Genomic DNA, 16,513 nt, shown 5'->3' with positions numbered 1-16,513 from the left:
TTTCTTTTCGTGCGTTCGTTTATTGAATCATACCCAGGTTTACGCCCTCACAGCACTTAAGGTCTACCTGACAAGCTAGAATTTTATTATTTTGTGCTATTATCTGAGCATATAAATTCAAAAGTGGATAACACATTGATTCGACTTATTCTCTCTCTCTGGACGCTAGTATTTCTTACAGGGTGCTCAAACCAAAAAAACGAAGAGATTGTAATAACTGGTTTTACAATGGGTACGACTTACTCAGTAAAACTCATCGTGCCTGAAGATATACAAATCGATCCACCTTTACTCAAAGCGAATATCGACAAGGCTTTGATAAATGTAAATGCACTTATGTCTACTTACGACCCAAATTCGGAGTTATCGAGACTCAATCAAACGACTGCAAATAGTCCATTTGCAATTTCTGAGCAGACAGAAATAGTGTTAAGAGAGGCCATAAGGTTAGGTAAGCTTAGTAATGGTGTGTTAGATGTAACCGTTGGACCACTGGTTAATCTTTGGGGCTTTGGACCCGACAAAAAACCTGAGCAAACTCCTTCACCAGCAGCATTGTTGAATATCCGAGAATACGTAGGCATAGATAAATTTGTACTTGATAATCGCGTTGTGACTAAGTTACACGACAAGGTCTATATTGATCTTTCGACTATTGCAAAAGGCTATGGTGTTGATGTTGTGGCTGATATACTTCAGGCTAGCGGCATCGAAGCATACCTTGTTGAAATTGGCGGCGAAATGCGCCTGAAGGGTAAAAAGCTCAATGGTAAAGATTGGCGCATTGCCATTGAAAAGCCGATAACGACTGAAAGAGCGATTCAACGTCTGATTTCGATAGGTGATAATGCGATCGCAACTTCAGGAGACTATCGCAATTATTATGAACACGATGGGCAACGATATTCGCACTTGATTAATCCAAATACTGGGTACCCAATCGTTCATAATTTGGTCTCTGTCAGTGTCGTACATCCATCCTCTATGGTCGCAGATGGCCTTGCAACTGCCTTAATTGTGATGGGGTTTGACGCTGCTAAAGAGTTGGTCGAAGCTCAGGGTATAGCTGTATTGATGATAACAAAAGAAGCCGAGGGCTTTGTTGAGTATCAATCTCCTGAATTTGCAAAACAGGTGACAATTTACTAACGTGGTAGTTGCATTCTTTGCACAAATACCACTCAAAAGAGGTTAATTTGAGTACTTTTATTTTAGCGTTTGGATTTTTCTTATTAATGGTTGCTGCGATGGCAGTCGGTTATATTTTACAACGTAAAACAATTGCAGGCAGTTGTGGCGGTTTGGGCGCAATCGGCATTTCAAAGGCCTGTGATTGCCCAGAACCTTGTGATAGAAAAAAGCAACGCATGGAGCGAGAAGAAGCTCGTCAAAAGAAAATCAAAGAATGGCAGGATAATAAAATCTTATAAAAATTTAAAAGAGGCCATCATGTTCAAGGGTATTCAAATACAAAACGAGCCGCAGTATAACGCACGCGTGACTGAAATTGCCGAAGAGCAATTGGGAAATGGTGAGGTTGAAGTTAACATAGAATATTCAACCTTGAACTATAAAGACGCTCTCGCTATCACCGGAAAAGGCAAAATCATCCGTGAATTTCCGATGACGCCGGGAATTGATTTTGCTGGCAAGGTTTTTCGGTCTCAAAGTGATGACTTTGTGAGCGGTGACAGTGTTATTTTAAATGGTTTTGGAGTCGGTGAACGTTTTCCTGGTGGTTTAGCGCAAAAAGCGCGTGTGCCCGCTGACTTTCTTATCAAGCAACCTTCAGAATTTTCTTCAAAAGAAGCAATGATGCTAGGTACTGCTGGGTACACAGCAATGCTTTGTGTGCTTGCTTTGCAAAAACAAGGAGTAACACCTGACAAAGGTGAAATTCTAGTCACTGGTGGAAATGGTGGTGTAGGTAGTGTTGCCATCATGTTACTGAGCAAACTCGGCTATCAAGTTATTGCCTCTACAGGTCGCCCAGAAGAGAAAGCCTTCCTTCAAAGTCTAGGCGCGGTTGACATTATAGAACGCTCTGAATTGAGTGAACCCGGTCGCCCGATGGTGAGAGAACGTTGGGCGGGTGTTATCGACTCAGTTGGTAGCCATACACTCGCAAACGCATGTGCTGCAACACAATATGGTGGCACTGTTGCAGCTTGTGGGCTTGCTCAAGGAATGGATTTAAATATGACGGTCGCACCTTTTATTCTCAGAGGGGTGAAGCTCATTGGCATTGATTCTGTTATGCGGCCAATAGAAGATCGCAAAGAAGCCTGGAAGGCACTCGGCTCATTAGTAGATAAGCAACTATTAGCCAGTTTAAGCACGGTCGTAGCATTAAGTAGTTCAGTTGATTTAGCGGAACAGCTACTAGCCGGAAAGGTAAGAGGTCGCCTTGTTGTGGATGTTAATACCTAAGCTATTAGGCCGAGGAACCCAGTTATTTCATCATTTTTGTTAATATGCTAAGCTGTATTTATATACAGTATTTAATGTCGGTCAATGCGAAAAATTGTGCACGTGGATATGGATGCATTTTATGTATCTGTTGAAATGCGAGACAACCCATCTTTGCAAGGTAAGCCTGTTGCGGTAGGCGGTAAGTCTGACCGACGAGGAGTATTATCAACTTGCAATTATATCGCGCGTTCATTTGGTGTTTCATCCGCGATGCCAACGGCCATAGCTTTACAAAAATGTCCCAACCTAATTGTTGTGCCAGGCCGGATGGAAGTCTATAAACAAGTAAGTGCGATAATAAGGCGCGTATTTGAACAATACGCTGATAAAATTGAACCACTGTCATTGGATGAAGCATTTCTGGATTTAAGTGACTCTGCGCTCAATAAGGGCTCAGCTACCTTAACGGCCCAACAAATTCTAGCTGATATATATAAAGAAACAGAATTGACGGCGTCAGCTGGGATAGCGCCGATCAAGTTTCTTGCTAAAATCGCGTCTGACATAAATAAACCCAATGGCATATATACTATTGCGCCTGAACAAGTCTGGGATTTTATTGGTCAGCTTCCACTTAAAAAGATACCTGGCGTGGGCAAGGTAACCGCAGAAAAACTTAAAAGGCTTAATCTTGAAAAGGGTAAAGATGTAAGAGCTTCATCCGAGGCATTTTTGGTCGAGCATTTTGGGAAATATGGTCGTGTTATATGGCAACGTTGTCACGGTATTGATAATCGTGAAGTTGAAAGTTCGCGGGTTCGAAAGTCAGTCGGTGTTGAGCGAACATTTTCACATGACATTTCAGATCTAGCAGAATTAAAGTCAATTTTGCAACAAAAACTACTCCCTGAGTTAACTCAAAGAGCGACTCGATACGTAGCACACAAAGCCATCAATAAAGTAGGTGTAAAAGTTAAATTCAGTAACTTCGTTCAAACTACTTGCGAATCCAAATCTGCCGTGATTGATTTTAAGCTACTTTACGACTTGCTTGAACAAGCAATGAAACGTGGGGAGGGAAAAGCTGCTCGTTTGCTTGGTGTGCATGTTGGCTTGCAACAAACTAACGATGAACAAAGACAATTACCCCTGGACTTAGAAAAAAAGAATAACCTTCTATATTTCAGATGTTTAGCGAAATCAAATCATTCAGACTACTAAAGTAGTAGAATATACAACTTTTAAACTAATGTATAAGTCATCCACTTGTATGAAATTTACATGAAATGGTTGAAAATTACACATATCTTGTTTACCTGCTTTTTAGGCTCATGTATGTTTATTTAACAAAATCATGAAGTTAGCTTCTTATCGGTCGATAAGAGATTATCGTGCATTAGCATAAATATGAGTAAAGCATGTCTGTATGTGAACAAATTACACAATTGAAGCACCACATATTAATTATTGACGATGATCGTGAATACTTTAAGCGTGCAGCTCAAATGCTTCTTGACGAATACGAAGTACAACTTTTAGATTCGATTGAAGTAGGTATTAAGTTGTTGACCGAATGCACACGATACCCAGATATCATAGTGTTGAGTTTACCTGCTTGCCCGTCACAAATAAATGAAAGCTACCAAAGTTTGCAAGAATGGGCGTTTGAAAAAGACATTCCTATACTCTTTGCCAGCGAATACGTTGAAGAGCAGCGCAAACGAGATGCCAGTTTATTAGCACGTGAAGTCTATGATTTTATTGACCGCCCTCTCAAACCAGCAGAATTAAGAATCCGTTTACGTAATCAACTAAAACTACATCAAGATAAAAAAGAAGCCGAAAACGCAAGTTATATCGACCCAATAACTGGAATCGGAAACGCTCGGAAATTTAATGAACAAGTTTTTCGACGATGGAATGAATGCCTTCGAAAGAATAAAAAAATGGCAATACTGCTAGTCGATATTGATAATTTTAAAGGTTTTAATCAACATCATGGGTTGAACTATGGCGACTTAGTACTGCAAATGATCGCAGAAGAACTTCAGTCACTGGCAACAAATGTAAATGACTCGTTATGTACACTCGAAGGCAATCAGTTTGCTTTGTTAAAGCCATTTTGCAGTGGATATGAATTAGAGTCGATCGCTGACAAGGTAATTACAAAAGTTCAGGGACTACAAATCCGCAATGATGCATCGGATGAATTTAGTTTTTTGACGGTAAGTGTCGGTGGATATTCTATGTATCCAGAAGAAGACTTAACTCACAAAACCTTGTTACAGGAAGCTGATTTATCGTTATTTAATGCTAAAACTAGCGGCGGAAATTGCGCAGAACTGCGCACAAGACATGCTGTTGCTAATATATTTGAACTGGGTTTAGGAGAAGCGATAGTTGAGACCATGGCTTCTTGAAAAAGGGCTTTTATTACACTTGCAAAAAAGCTTAACTTCAATCAATCGAATGCGCGTTTTTCCAACATGTTTACAATCCGTCTTTCGTAAGCTGTACTTGCGAGTAGCTGGGCCTGATTCAAATAGTCCGATATTCTGTCGGTTTTCCCATACTCTATCAACAACTCTATAAGTCTTACGTATCCTTCCATACTATCCGCCGCTTTTTCAAGCCACTGCAATGCTGTTTCAATTTCGCTTTGCGAGGCATAAAATTGAGCAATCGAAAATAGCATGTCACGCGAAGTCGATTCTAGCTTACCCGTCGCTTTACGGACCTTTAATCCATGATTTTTGATGTGAGTTTCTAGGCGTTTGATAAAGGTTTGAAGCAATTTTTGGTCATTTTCGTCTATAAAACGTTGCGGAATATCCACAAATTCAAAATGTGAATAGTCACTTGCGTAAAGTGACATTAAATAGTCGATCTTTTCACCATCATGCCAAGACAGTGATTTAAAGCACGTTTCGAATAGTGGCATGATCTGCTTAAAAAGTTCATGTCTCGCACCACCTGCATCATCAACACGGCTTAAAATGGTATCATATCTAAATAACATGTATTCGACACAGCTGAAGGCCTGTTTGGGCTCTAGTGCTGTTATAACATCAAACACGACATTCAGTTTAAGCTTGGCCTCATCAAAATACTCTTGTACTTTTGCGTTTTGAGATACGCTTTTTAGTGGAAAAGCCTTAGTAATTCGCTTCTTAATTGCCGTTGCTTTTAACAAACCAGATTTCGCATCAGCGATCATTTCCCACTTAGCTAACAAATCTTTATCGTCATTGATTAGTTTGAGAAGAGTTTCTTTCGTTTCTTCTTCATTCATTTGCTTTATCAAAGCATGAACGCGATCTTTTGCATCACCATCTTGCAGCTTTTTTATCTCACTTTCGTGTTTGTTTAAGGCAAGTGCTACTGCGACACAATGTGAGCAGAAGTCAAAGTCTTCCGAAATGGGACAAGTGCAAGCGCCTTCAATATGCGAGGCTGTGCGAGTGAGTTTGACACGGTGATGATCATCAGCTTTAACCAAAGCGAAGACTTCTTTACCTTCGATATGAAGCGCTTCAACAGCTTTGTCTAAAAACAAGACAACTCCGTCTTCAAAGGCTTTCTGACCCGCTAACTTTTCAAGCAAATTGACTAATTCTGACATCTTTTAATATTGGATAAATCGCATAGCTAGTTATACTAACACATGAAATTGATCCATTTGTAAGATGTTGACGCATAAACGTAAATCATCTTGCAAATACTCCATGCAAGTCAGCAGTATATTTAAGGAATACTATGCCTTTTCCAAGAGCCTGTGCGGAACTCCTAAACAGTGAACTTACGCAAGACTATGATTGCTTTGTCCTAATTAGCAATGGTCAAAACAGTCGATTTTTACCCGCGGTTCAAAAAACGCTAGAAGCACACTCAGTTATCGACGCGCGCGTTGGTAATCAAAGTGTATTAGTCCATGACGGCAAAGCACCTGGGCAGAGAGTTTTTCATGTGCCCGTGAACGAATTACTCCGAGATTTTGATGATGTCAGGAGAATTTATGATGCTGCAAAATTAGTAGCATCCGAGTTGCTCTCCGCAGGCATTTTAACGCCTTTAGTAGAGGTTAACTTGGAAGGTTTGTCTGATGAAGTGCGAGTAAGATACAAGGAAGCATTAGGTGTCGCATATTTAGGCTTGTGTCAGGGGTTATGGCAGCCATTAGAAGCTAGACAGGATCTTCCTGACCAAGATCTTGAACCTATCAAGAAAATTGGCTTACTAGGAGCCGATGAAAAATATGTTGCGCGTTTAAATGCGATCGAAGCAGGTAAACGTGTTGCGCGAGATCTTTGTGGCACTGAACCCGAAAGGATGGCACCTCCCGGTTTTGCAGATTATTGCGCGAGAACATTTAAAGACTCGACTGTTCAGGTAAATATTATTGATGACGAGCAAGAAATTTTAGCGCGTTATCCCCTATTGCATGCTGTTGCTAGAGCGTCCATCGAAGTAAAGCGTCATCAACCTAGGATAATCAGGCTCACTTATGTGCCAGAAGGTGATATAGAAAAGACGCTCATGTTTGCAGGAAAAGGAATTACATTTGATACAGGTGGGGCAGATTTAAAGGTGAATGGCCACATGGCAGGAATGAGCCGAGACAAAGGTGGAGCAGCTTCAGTCGCGGGCTTTATGAAAGCTGTCTCTTTGATTCAACCTAAAGGCGTTAAAGTAGTCGTTGAAATTGGAGCAGTCAGAAACAGTATTGGGGCAGAAGCATTTATTCCTGATGAGATCATCACCAGTCACGCTGGTGTAAGAGTTAGAGTTGGAAATACGGATGCAGAAGGCCGAATGCTACTAGGTGATTTGCTTTCTCATTTAAGAGAAGAAGCTGTTAATGAAATTAATCCAGAGCTCTTTTCAGTGGCAACCTTAACGGGGCATGCCGCGATTGCATTTGGACCTTACACTGCACTAGTTGAAAACGGACCTGCGCGGTTGCAAAAGGTTAGTCAACGTTGGTCTGTTGCTGGAGATGCATGGGGAGATCCCGTAGAACCATCGCTATCACGGCGCGAAGACTTTGATTTCATTAAATCAAGGACCAAGGCCGATGATATTCTTTCATCAAACAACGCTCCTTCAGTATCGACGGTACGAGGGCATCAATTCCCAATGGCCTTTTTGAGTATTGCATCTGGTTTAGACAAACATGCCGGTGATGCTGCACACCCTCTGCCTTTTACACATGTGGATATTGCGGGAAGCGGCGTTGAAAACTTAGATTGGCAACATGGTAAACCAACTGCATCCACGGTTGCTTGCTTAGTCAACGCATATCTATAAGGACGTTAGCGTGGAATTAGGAATTTATCGTCATTACAAAGGAAAAGACTACGAAGTCATTGGGGTGGCTCGGCACTCTGAGGATGAGAGTGAATTAGTGGTTTATCGCACTTTATATGGTGACTTCTCGCTTTGGGTGAGGCCTATTGAAATGTTCAATGAAACGATCGAAATTGATGGACAACTCGTAAAACGCTTTCAACACCTTAAATGAACTTTATTTACAGAATAAACGGTCCAATACCAATTGCGTATGAGTATCTGGCTTGTTAAACGAAAAATTAAGACTAGGCTTATAATAAAAATAGTACAGGAACATAAAACGTTATGAAAAAAAATGTATTTGCTGCGTCCCTCGTGGCACTGTTGTTTTCTTATCAAACCCAAGCTCAAAGTGGGTTTGACGATGTTACAATAGAGTCAAAAAGCATTGCTGGTTCTGTTCATATGCTGGTCGGAGCCGGTGGTAATATCGGTGTGTCCGCCGGAGATGATGGCATCTTAATCGTGGATGACCAGTATGCACCATTAGCCGAGAAGATTGCCGGTGCCCTTGCGGGTATTAGTGAAGCAAAAACTCGATATGTCATCAATACGCACTACCACGGTGACCACACTGGATCTAATGCGTTTTTCCATGAGCATAAGGACGCAACTATTTTTGCGCATGAAAATGTACGCGTTAGATTAGCCTCGGGTAAAGATGCGGACCCAGCGGCTTTGCCAGTTGTGACCTATGAACAGGGCGTGAAATTCCACTTCAACGGTGAGACTATTCACGTTTTCCATCTTCCTGGTGGTCATACTGACGGCGACAGTGTTGTGTGGTTTGAGCAACCAGACGTCCTGCATACGGGGGATTTATATTTCAAAGATATGTTCCCTTATGTAGACCTAGGCGCTGGAGGTTCGGTTAAAGGTTATATCGCTTCGGTTCAAACCATTTTGGATAAAATCGACGATGATACTAGCATTATTCCCGGTCATGGCTCATTAGCTTCAAAGGCTGACTACCAACGTTTTCTTGATATGATAAAAGAAACCTACGCTTACGTTCAGGCTAAAAAAGCCAGTGGAATGTCAGAAGATGATATTGTTGCTGGTGGTCTTGATAGTAAATGGGATAGCTGGTCGTGGCGCTTTATAACCACTGAGAGATGGATTCGCACTTTGTATAAATAAATACAAATTTAGTTCATAGTTATACACAATTAGCCCGCATTAAAGCGGGCTAATTGTGTAAAGTAGGGCATTAATCTTTAAACTTCAATTCTCCATTTACCCAAGTTTCTAACACCTGAGTGTCCCTTATTTCGTTTGCCGGTATTTCAAATACATCGCGATCTATAATAATAAAATCGGCTTTCATTCCGGGTGAAAGGGTTCCCAATAAATCGTCTTGAAATGCTGAATATGCTGCATCAAGTGTGAAACCTTTTAACGCTTGCACACGCGTCACTCTTTCTTCAGGGATCCAACCGTTTTCAGGTTGATTAGCACCGCTTTGTCTAGTAATTGCTGCATGTAGACCGTGAAACGGGTTAGCAAGCTCCACCGGGAAGTCTGAACCAAACGCGATTCTTGCGCCTTTATCCAGCAGTGTTTTCCACGCGTATGCGCCTTTTAATCGTGCTTTACCAATGCGATCTTCTGCCATATTCATATCACTAGTAGCATGTGTCGGCTGCATCGAAGGTATGATACCGTGTTGAATGAACAAGTCGATATCGTCTACTGCGATGACTTGTGCATGTTCGATGCGATGGCGTTGTGTATTTTCTGGGAAAACTTTAAATGTTTTCGCAAATTCAGACAGTGCTAAGCGGTTTGCACGATCGCCTATTGCATGAAAATTAAGTTGAAAGTTAGCACCAAGGACCTGTCTAAATAAACTAGGAAGCTCTTCTTGAGGAGTGACCAATAAACCGTGATTATCATGATCATCAGAATACGGCGCGAGAAGCGCAGCACCTCTGCTTCCTAGTGCGCCATCTCCGTATGCTTTTACACTCCTAACAGACAAAAAATCCTGTTCATCTGAATAATGCCCCTTTGCTAGCATACTTTTTATCTTTGGGTCGGTTGCAGATAGCATTGCGTAGATTCTAAAATCAAGAGCGCCTTTTTGTGCTTTATCTTTATAGAAGTTATAGACTTGTTGACTAATTCCTGCATCATGAGCGCTGGTTATTCCAAGTGATAGTAAATGCTCACTTGCGGCTTTTAGTTGTTTTTTCAATTGATAAGTATCAGGCGCGGGAATGAGCTTAGTCACCAAGTATTCAGCATTATCTATTAACAAGCCGGTTGGTTGGCCGTTTTCATCCTTGACTATTTCACCACCTGAAGGAGAGGGCGTGTTTGCATCAATCCCCGCTAAAGCTAGCGCTTTGCTATTTACCCAAACGGCATGTCCATCGACACGTGATAAGACTACTGGGCGGTCAGGTACTAATTCATCAAGGCTTTGTTTTGACGGAAAAGCTTTATTGGGCCAAAGCACTTGATTCCAGCCTCGTCCAATTACCCATGAGTTATCTTTGTTTGTTTCGTCTTTAGTGCTAATGAAATCAACAACGCGTTTAGCTGCCGCTTGTTCAGAGCTAGCGCCGCGCAGATCAATCTCGAGTAAACCTTGGCCCAATCCTAAGATGTGCCCATGGGCATCGATAAGACCTGGTATCATGACGTTGCCGCTAGCATCAATCGTGCGCTCAACAGTTAAGCTATCAACAGAACTATCAAGGGCAATGACTTTATCATTTTCAAAAGCAATATTAGAAAATTGAATTAATTTTCCATTTTGGTCGAGCGTGTAGCCCTTAACGTTTTTTATTGCGGTAACCTGCGCCAAAGCATTCAGAGATAAACTTGCACAAATCAAACTTGTCGCAAAACACGCGAGTATCCGTTGTCTCATCATTTTTTCCTGTCGTTTTATTATTAGATGTTTTTAGTGATCACTGTTCATTTAGGATCGGCGGCTGAAGCAAGTAATCTTTTTCCCAGATTTTTCTCATCGACGCGGCACTTATGTTACCGCCGGTTACTAATACTAACACTTTTTGAGGGGATGCTTGCTCTAAGCACCATGCTACCACTGCTGCCATACTCATTGCACAGGTAGGCTCAACATGAAGTTTTAGTAAATGTTGTAACCATTGTGTCCAATATGCAATTTGGACCTCGTCAACTTCGTAAAAATCATCAACTTGTTGAATAATTTCGAAAGTGTGCTCGCCCACACTTGGTGTTGCTGCGCCATCGGCTAATGTGTCTGCGGGCCCATCTAAGCACTCGATTTTTCCGCTTTGTAATGAGCGTGATGCATCATTTGCAAGTTGAGGCTCACTCCCCAGCACTTTTGCATTAGGCAGTAATGCTCGTGCACTCAGAATTGCACCTGATAGCAACCCTCCACCGCCACATGGGGCGAAAATAGCATCTGGTGTAACGGATTGTGAATGTAATTGTGCAATCGCTTCTGCTGTCACAGTGCCTTGTCCAGCAATGATATCCGGGTGATTGAATGGTGGCACCCACAGCGTATCCGGTTCCTTAGCGGCATCAGCAACTGCTCTATCCGCATCAACTCGAAGCGCAAACTTTTTGACTTGTGCGCCATAATATTCCGTCGCTGCGGCTTTGATTTCAGAGACTGATTCAGTCGTGTAAATGGTGGCCGGTATATTAAATTGACGAGCTGCATAGGCAACTGCTTGTGCATGATTGCCCGAAGAATTTGCAACGATTTTACTGGGAAGCGTTTTCGTTTCGGCTCGTTTGGCTAGTAAATTGGTTGCACCGCGGAGCTTGAAAGCGCCCGTGGTTTGTAAGCAATCAGCCTTAAAGTAAACTTCATGCCCTAACCAAGTGTTAAGTAAGTTAGAAGTTAAAATTGGTGTGGTTTGAATGTATGGTTTGATGCGTGCTTGTGCTGCTTCAATGTCTTTAAAACTTAGCATGATTGGTCAGTTAATTGTTTTTTCAACAATAGTACAAGTAATTGGTAAGCGGCGAAAGTCTTTGAAAAAATTGCGAAATTAATTTTTTAAGCGGTAAGTTTCTTCAGACGATGGCTCAGGAGAGGCGTAGTAATGTCCCTGTAAATAATCACAGTTTAGTTTTTCGTAATATTCCGCTTGTTCCAGGGTTTCTATATTTTTTAGTGTGACCTTTTTGTTGGCCTTTTTCGCGATAAAGATAGTGGTTTTAATGAGTGAATTGATAAACTCAGCATTATCTTTGGTGTGACGAGTATTGATTTTGATGTGGTCAAAATTTAGCATGTAGAGTTTTGATATACCCACATCACTCATTCCAAAATTATCAATACAAAGTTCAACACCAAGGTGTTTCAGATCTGATATTGTAGCTTTAATTTTTTTGGTATCTGCGCGCAAAACGTCTTCTTGAATTTCTAAACAAATGCAATTCGGGGATAGCCCCGTTGTTTCAAGAGCATGTTTTATAATTGCAGTAAAGTTACTTTGCAAAAATTGAACGCTCGAAATATTGAGGGCAAGTTTGATGTCATTAACCTCTTGCCATTTCAGTGCATGCTCAATCGATTCGTGAATTGCCCATTTACCAATAGCGTGTATATGGCCGAAGTTCTCAGCAACCTTTATAAATTGTGCCGTTTCAATCGCTGTACCATCAAAACGCCATCGCATTAATGCTTCAAGGTATTGAATGTCTTTATTGACCTTGTCTACAACAGGTTGAAATGCCAGTGTAAGTTGTTGTTTCTGTAGTGCTGTCGCTAGACCAGCCTGCAAATTTTGAGCATGTGCGCGTTCTATTCTAAGCGCTTCTGAGTAGGCTAATACTTTTGATTTTTCAGTCTGCTTTTGACGATACATTGCATCATCCGCTAACTCAATTAGTTCATCGGCACTATGTGCATGTCGCGGATACATCGATATGCCAACAGTAGCGCCAATACCGAGTATGTTTAATCCAATCTGAATCGGTGTAGAAATAGTGAAAATGAGGTCATTACCAAGGCTTACCGCAAGCGTTTGGTCAATATCATCAATTAAAACAACAAACTCGTCTCCTCCCCATCTACAAATCTTATGCTCAATTTCTATCACAGACTGCATGCGCTTAGATGTAAGCGAAAGCACTTCGTCTCCAACGCGATGTCCATTAATGTCGTTTATTGCTTTAAAGCCGTCTAGGTCAATGAATAGAATCGCAAAACCTTCTTTTGCGACGCTTGCCTGTTCAATCTTGTCATTAAGAAGTTTTAAAAATGCACTTCGATTGAGTAAGCCTGTGAGCGGGTCTATATTTGCCATTTTATATATTTCTCGGCTTCGCTCTTCAACTTTTGACTCAAGTTCTTGATTGGCTTTGATGATTTGCTTACTTTGATTCTTCATCATCCCAAGCATGCGATCTTTATCTTCAAGCAGATCTATATTTTGGAATTTTGTTGCGATTGCGTTTTTAGTGAAATTTGAAGTACGAATTCCCATCGTGCACATCACAAAAGCAAAGACAAAACCTAGTATTGATAAAATGTTGTGACTGGTTTGCTCAGAGAATGCGCCCATCGTAGAAATTGGCAACAAAAGAATAACGCAGTAACTACTTGAGAGGATTTTGTCTGATGCAAACATAGCGGTAGTTCCGCTTGAGAGAGAGGCAAAAATAATAACTAATGTGGCAAACTCGATAAGCGGCATCGAGTTGAAAATAATCACACTATATGTCGCATATGCTGTTGCCATCGTCCATGCCCCAACTCTAAAGCGAGTGAGCGCCTGAACGATACTAAACGAGTCCTTGGTATGCGCGTTTCGCCAATAAGTAAAATCAGCGAGTTGAAAACCGATTAGCAAACACATTGCGCCAAACCAATACTGTTTAACTATAAGGGGGTTGCCGTCAAAAAAACCAAAAACTAGAACAGAAGCAGCAATTAAATTGATGACTAAACGGTTAGCAAGATTTTCATATAACCGATTGACGCTTTCTTTGAGAATACGGTGATCGTTTACCGGTTTTTTCACACTCGTTTTCATCGTCATAAAAGCTTTTTTGAAGGTACCTTCTTATCGGCTTTGTTCAGAATTTCTTCAATCGGAAAAATCAGCTGTCATCCTTGAGTCAATTCATGTTAAAACAAAGTAGAACTTTATTTATGTATGAGAGGAAACATGGGATTGTTAGACGGTTTAATGGGCAATGCCTCAGAAGTAGATAGCCAAGAAGTAGCAGACGAATTGGCTCCTATACTAGGTGAGTCAAGTGCCTCTAAAGAAAAAGTGATGGTCGCTTATAAATTGGTACGGGATATGATTGTGTTTACCAATAAACGTTTTATGTTTATTGATAAACAAGGAATGACGGGTAAGAAAGTTGATTATTTGAGTATTCCGTATAAAAGTATCACTCAGTTTAAAGTCGAGACGGCAGGTCATTTTGATTCTGATTGTGAATTGAAAATTTGGATATCCGGACAGTCTTCTCCGTTTGAAGTAGAGCTTAAATCTTCACTAGCGCAAGATGTGCAAAAATCATTAGCAAGTCTGATGTTCTAAAATATTAAGACCGCCATCACAGGCATTAGCCTTGATGGCGACCATGATTTAGTGAGTTGCCATCAAATGTTTATCGAAAAAGTTAGTGATTGTTCGATACATATGAATACGTGTGTTTTTACCGCGAATACTATGCTTTTTACCAGGATAATCCATCACCTCAAACGGAATAGCTAAATCTTGCAAGTGTTTATATAGCTTAGTACTGTGCGTGAACAACACATTGTCGTCGGCCATACCATGATAGATAAGTAGATCACCTTTTAGGTCTTTTGCATATGGGAACACAGATGATGCAGTATAAGCTTGTTCTTCATTTCTCGGATCTCCCATGTAGCGCTCGGTGTAGTGCGTGTCATATAAGCGCCAATCTGTTACAGGCGCACCTGAAACACCCGCTGCAAAATGCTCCGATGCTTTGAACATGGTCATTAAGGTCATATAGCCTCCATAGCTATGACCATGTACCCCTACTCTTTTACTATCCACGAAATCTAGGGTACGCAAAAACTCGACACCGGTCACTTGATCTTCAACCTCTACAAAGCCCATTTTTTTGTAAAGTGGGTCTTCAAATGCTTTGCCTCTATTTGCAGAGCCTCGATTATCGATGCTAAACACAACATATCCTTTGTTTACCCAATGCTGCATAAGTAAGCCTCTGCTACCTCCCCATCGATTTGTAACAACCTGAGCAATAGGACCGCCGTATAAATAAACTATGGCAGGATGCTTACCTTCAATTTTTTTAGGTGTATAAAGGCGATAGTGTAAATCGCTTCCATCGTTGGCTTTTATAATACCAAATGTTGGTTTTACCCAGTCTTTTTGATAAGCGTATAAAGGATGGCTTTTATCGACTTTATTTTCTTCAAGCCAAGTGATCTGCTCTCCATTCGCTTTGTGCAAGCTAACTTGAGTTGGAGAGTTGGCGTCTGAATGAGCGTTAATAAAAATGCTTGCGTCAGCGGCAAACGTAGTGCTGTGATACTTCCCTAAATCGGTCAATCGATTTGTCTCTGCTGTATCAATATTCAAAGAATATAAGTGGCTCTCTAGCGGGGTGTCTTTTCGACCTTGAAAATAAATCATGCGTGCTTTTGCATCAATTGCTTTGACTGATTCAACGATCCAGTCCCCAGAGGTAAGCTGTTTTACTAAGTCACCATTATTTTTATACAGATAAAGGTGTTTAAAACCGTCACGCTCAGATGCCCACACAAAGTGTGATTTATCGTTTAAGAATCTGAGATCATCATGTAAGTTTAGCCAAGTCTCACTTGTTTCTTTTATCAAGGTATTTTGTTCGTTCGTGGCAATATTGTAAGCACTTAGCGTAAGTAACTGCTGGTTTCGGCTTTGAGTTTGGAAACTCAGTGCTTCGTCATTCATCCATTGAGCACGCGCTAAGTAAATATCTTTGTTATCGCCAAGATTTATCCATTTAAGGGTATCATTGTCAATACCGCTAATGGCAAGCTCAATGTGAACGTTGTCAGTACCTGCTTTGGGATATTTTTGTTCAATAGTCTTGATTGAGTCAGCATAGATTTCAGAGCGGGTAATGACCTCAACAGGTGATTCATCAACTTTTGTAAAAGCGATATGGCGCTCGTCAGGTGACCACCAATAGCCAGTCATGCGACTCATTTCTTCCTGTGCAACGAACTCTGACATACCATATTTGATATCACCACCTCCTTTAGTGGTGATTGCTTTTTCTTTGCCAGATGCTATGTCCATTACGTATAAGTTTTGTTCCCTGATATACGACACGTAGTTACTTTTTGGAGAGAACTTCACGTCTGTTTCAAACTCAGGTGTATCTAACAGTTGTTTTGCACTTTTATCACCAAGTTTGTAGTAATAAACGTCTCCAGCGAGTGGAAAGATAAGTGCTTTACCATCATGAGACCAGTGGTAACTCATGATGCCGGTACCATAAACACGCATTCTTTCGCGCCTTGCTTTTTCTTCATCAGATAATACTTCATCACCGGTGTGTAAATCGTTGGAGTCAAAAAGCATCTGTGTTTTGCCGCTGGCAATATGGTATTCCCACAGGTCATAGCGCTCGTAATCGTCTACTTTACCTTTCAAAAAAGTGACCCGTTGACCGTCAGGAGACACTTTAAGGCCAACAGGAGACTGTCCCGATAAAGACGGGGCTTGCATGATGCGTTCAATAGTGAGTTGTTCAGCGTTAGCCGAGCTAATTAATGGAATCATGCTGAACCCAA

General features: G+C 41.1%; 14 protein-coding genes. 9 read left to right on the top strand and 5 right to left on the bottom strand.

The window, feature by feature from the left end; genetic code table 11:
- Window positions 1-228 precede the first annotated feature (228 nt).
- The 5 genes from KUL10_RS16875 (at window position 229) to KUL10_RS16855 (ending at window position 4,832) form a co-directional block, all read left to right on the top strand.
- Entirely contained in the window at window positions 229-1,149 is a 921-nt protein-coding gene (locus KUL10_RS16875; RefSeq protein WP_110430129.1) for an FAD:protein FMN transferase, read from the top strand.
- 47 nt (window positions 1,150-1,196) lie between these two features.
- Window positions 1,197-1,430: a (Na+)-NQR maturation NqrM gene (gene nqrM, locus KUL10_RS16870; protein ID WP_110430128.1), complete on the top strand. Its 234-nt coding sequence runs from the start codon at window positions 1,197-1,199 to the stop codon at window positions 1,428-1,430.
- A 19-nt stretch (window positions 1,431-1,449) separates the two neighbouring features.
- A complete protein-coding gene (locus KUL10_RS16865) occupies window positions 1,450-2,430 on the top strand; it encodes an MDR family oxidoreductase (protein WP_110430127.1) in 981 nt (326 codons plus the stop codon).
- 84 nt (window positions 2,431-2,514) lie between these two features.
- Entirely contained in the window at window positions 2,515-3,633 is a 1,119-nt protein-coding gene (gene dinB, locus KUL10_RS16860; protein ID WP_110430126.1) for a DNA polymerase IV, read from the top strand.
- 197 nt (window positions 3,634-3,830) lie between these two features.
- Window positions 3,831-4,832, top strand: a complete 1,002-nt coding sequence (locus KUL10_RS16855; RefSeq protein WP_110430125.1) for a diguanylate cyclase domain-containing protein — start codon at window positions 3,831-3,833, stop codon at window positions 4,830-4,832.
- A gap of 41 nt (window positions 4,833-4,873) precedes the next feature.
- Here KUL10_RS16855 and KUL10_RS16850 read toward each other — a convergent pair whose 3' ends face one another.
- The gene (locus KUL10_RS16850) at window positions 4,874-6,034 is read right to left on the bottom strand and encodes an SWIM zinc finger domain-containing protein (RefSeq protein WP_110430124.1); all 1,161 of its coding nucleotides are present in this window, start codon (window positions 6,032-6,034) and stop codon (window positions 4,874-4,876) included.
- 134 nt (window positions 6,035-6,168) lie between these two features.
- On the opposite strand from KUL10_RS16850, the gene KUL10_RS16845 reads away from it, so the two are divergent.
- The 3 genes from KUL10_RS16845 (at window position 6,169) to KUL10_RS16835 (ending at window position 8,901) form a co-directional block, all read left to right on the top strand.
- The gene (locus tag KUL10_RS16845; protein WP_110430123.1) at window positions 6,169-7,719 is read left to right on the top strand and encodes a leucyl aminopeptidase family protein; all 1,551 of its coding nucleotides are present in this window, start codon (window positions 6,169-6,171) and stop codon (window positions 7,717-7,719) included.
- A 10-nt stretch (window positions 7,720-7,729) separates the two neighbouring features.
- Window positions 7,730-7,933, top strand: coding sequence for a DUF1653 domain-containing protein (locus KUL10_RS16840; RefSeq protein ID WP_110430122.1), 204 nt, complete (start codon window positions 7,730-7,732; stop codon window positions 7,931-7,933).
- A 113-nt stretch (window positions 7,934-8,046) separates the two neighbouring features.
- On the top strand, window positions 8,047-8,901 hold the full coding sequence (locus KUL10_RS16835; protein ID WP_110430121.1) for an MBL fold metallo-hydrolase: 855 nt from the start codon (window positions 8,047-8,049) through the stop codon (window positions 8,899-8,901).
- A gap of 70 nt (window positions 8,902-8,971) precedes the next feature.
- Here the strand turns inward: KUL10_RS16835 and KUL10_RS16830 are convergent, their stop codons facing one another.
- From KUL10_RS16830 to KUL10_RS16820, 3 genes are all read right to left on the bottom strand, one after another.
- Entirely contained in the window at window positions 8,972-10,639 is a 1,668-nt protein-coding gene (locus tag KUL10_RS16830) for an amidohydrolase (RefSeq protein ID WP_110430120.1), read from the bottom strand.
- 40 nt (window positions 10,640-10,679) lie between these two features.
- Window positions 10,680-11,684, bottom strand: a complete 1,005-nt coding sequence (locus tag KUL10_RS16825; protein WP_110430119.1) for a serine/threonine dehydratase — start codon at window positions 11,682-11,684, stop codon at window positions 10,680-10,682.
- 78 nt (window positions 11,685-11,762) lie between these two features.
- Window positions 11,763-13,742: a bifunctional diguanylate cyclase/phosphodiesterase gene (locus tag KUL10_RS16820; protein ID WP_158525416.1), complete on the bottom strand. Its 1,980-nt coding sequence runs from the start codon at window positions 13,740-13,742 to the stop codon at window positions 11,763-11,765.
- A 147-nt stretch (window positions 13,743-13,889) separates the two neighbouring features.
- Here KUL10_RS16820 and KUL10_RS16815 point away from each other — a divergent pair, with 147 nt between their 5' ends.
- Window positions 13,890-14,273 (top strand): PH domain-containing protein, encoded by a 384-nt coding sequence (locus tag KUL10_RS16815; protein ID WP_110430117.1) that lies wholly within the window; start codon window positions 13,890-13,892, stop codon window positions 14,271-14,273.
- A 48-nt stretch (window positions 14,274-14,321) separates the two neighbouring features.
- On the opposite strand, the gene KUL10_RS16810 is transcribed toward KUL10_RS16815, so the two are convergent.
- The gene (locus KUL10_RS16810; RefSeq protein ID WP_233499872.1) at window positions 14,322-16,502 is read right to left on the bottom strand and encodes a S9 family peptidase; all 2,181 of its coding nucleotides are present in this window, start codon (window positions 16,500-16,502) and stop codon (window positions 14,322-14,324) included.
- Window positions 16,503-16,513: the final 11 nt, after the last annotated feature.

Origin of the sequence: Glaciecola sp. KUL10 (genome assembly GCF_003203515.1) — a bacterium.
In the GTDB taxonomy this organism is placed as follows: Bacteria; Pseudomonadota; Gammaproteobacteria; order Enterobacterales; family Alteromonadaceae; genus Glaciecola.
The sequence above is the reverse complement of the archived record's forward strand: the minus strand, read 5'-3'. Positions and strand labels throughout refer to the sequence as shown.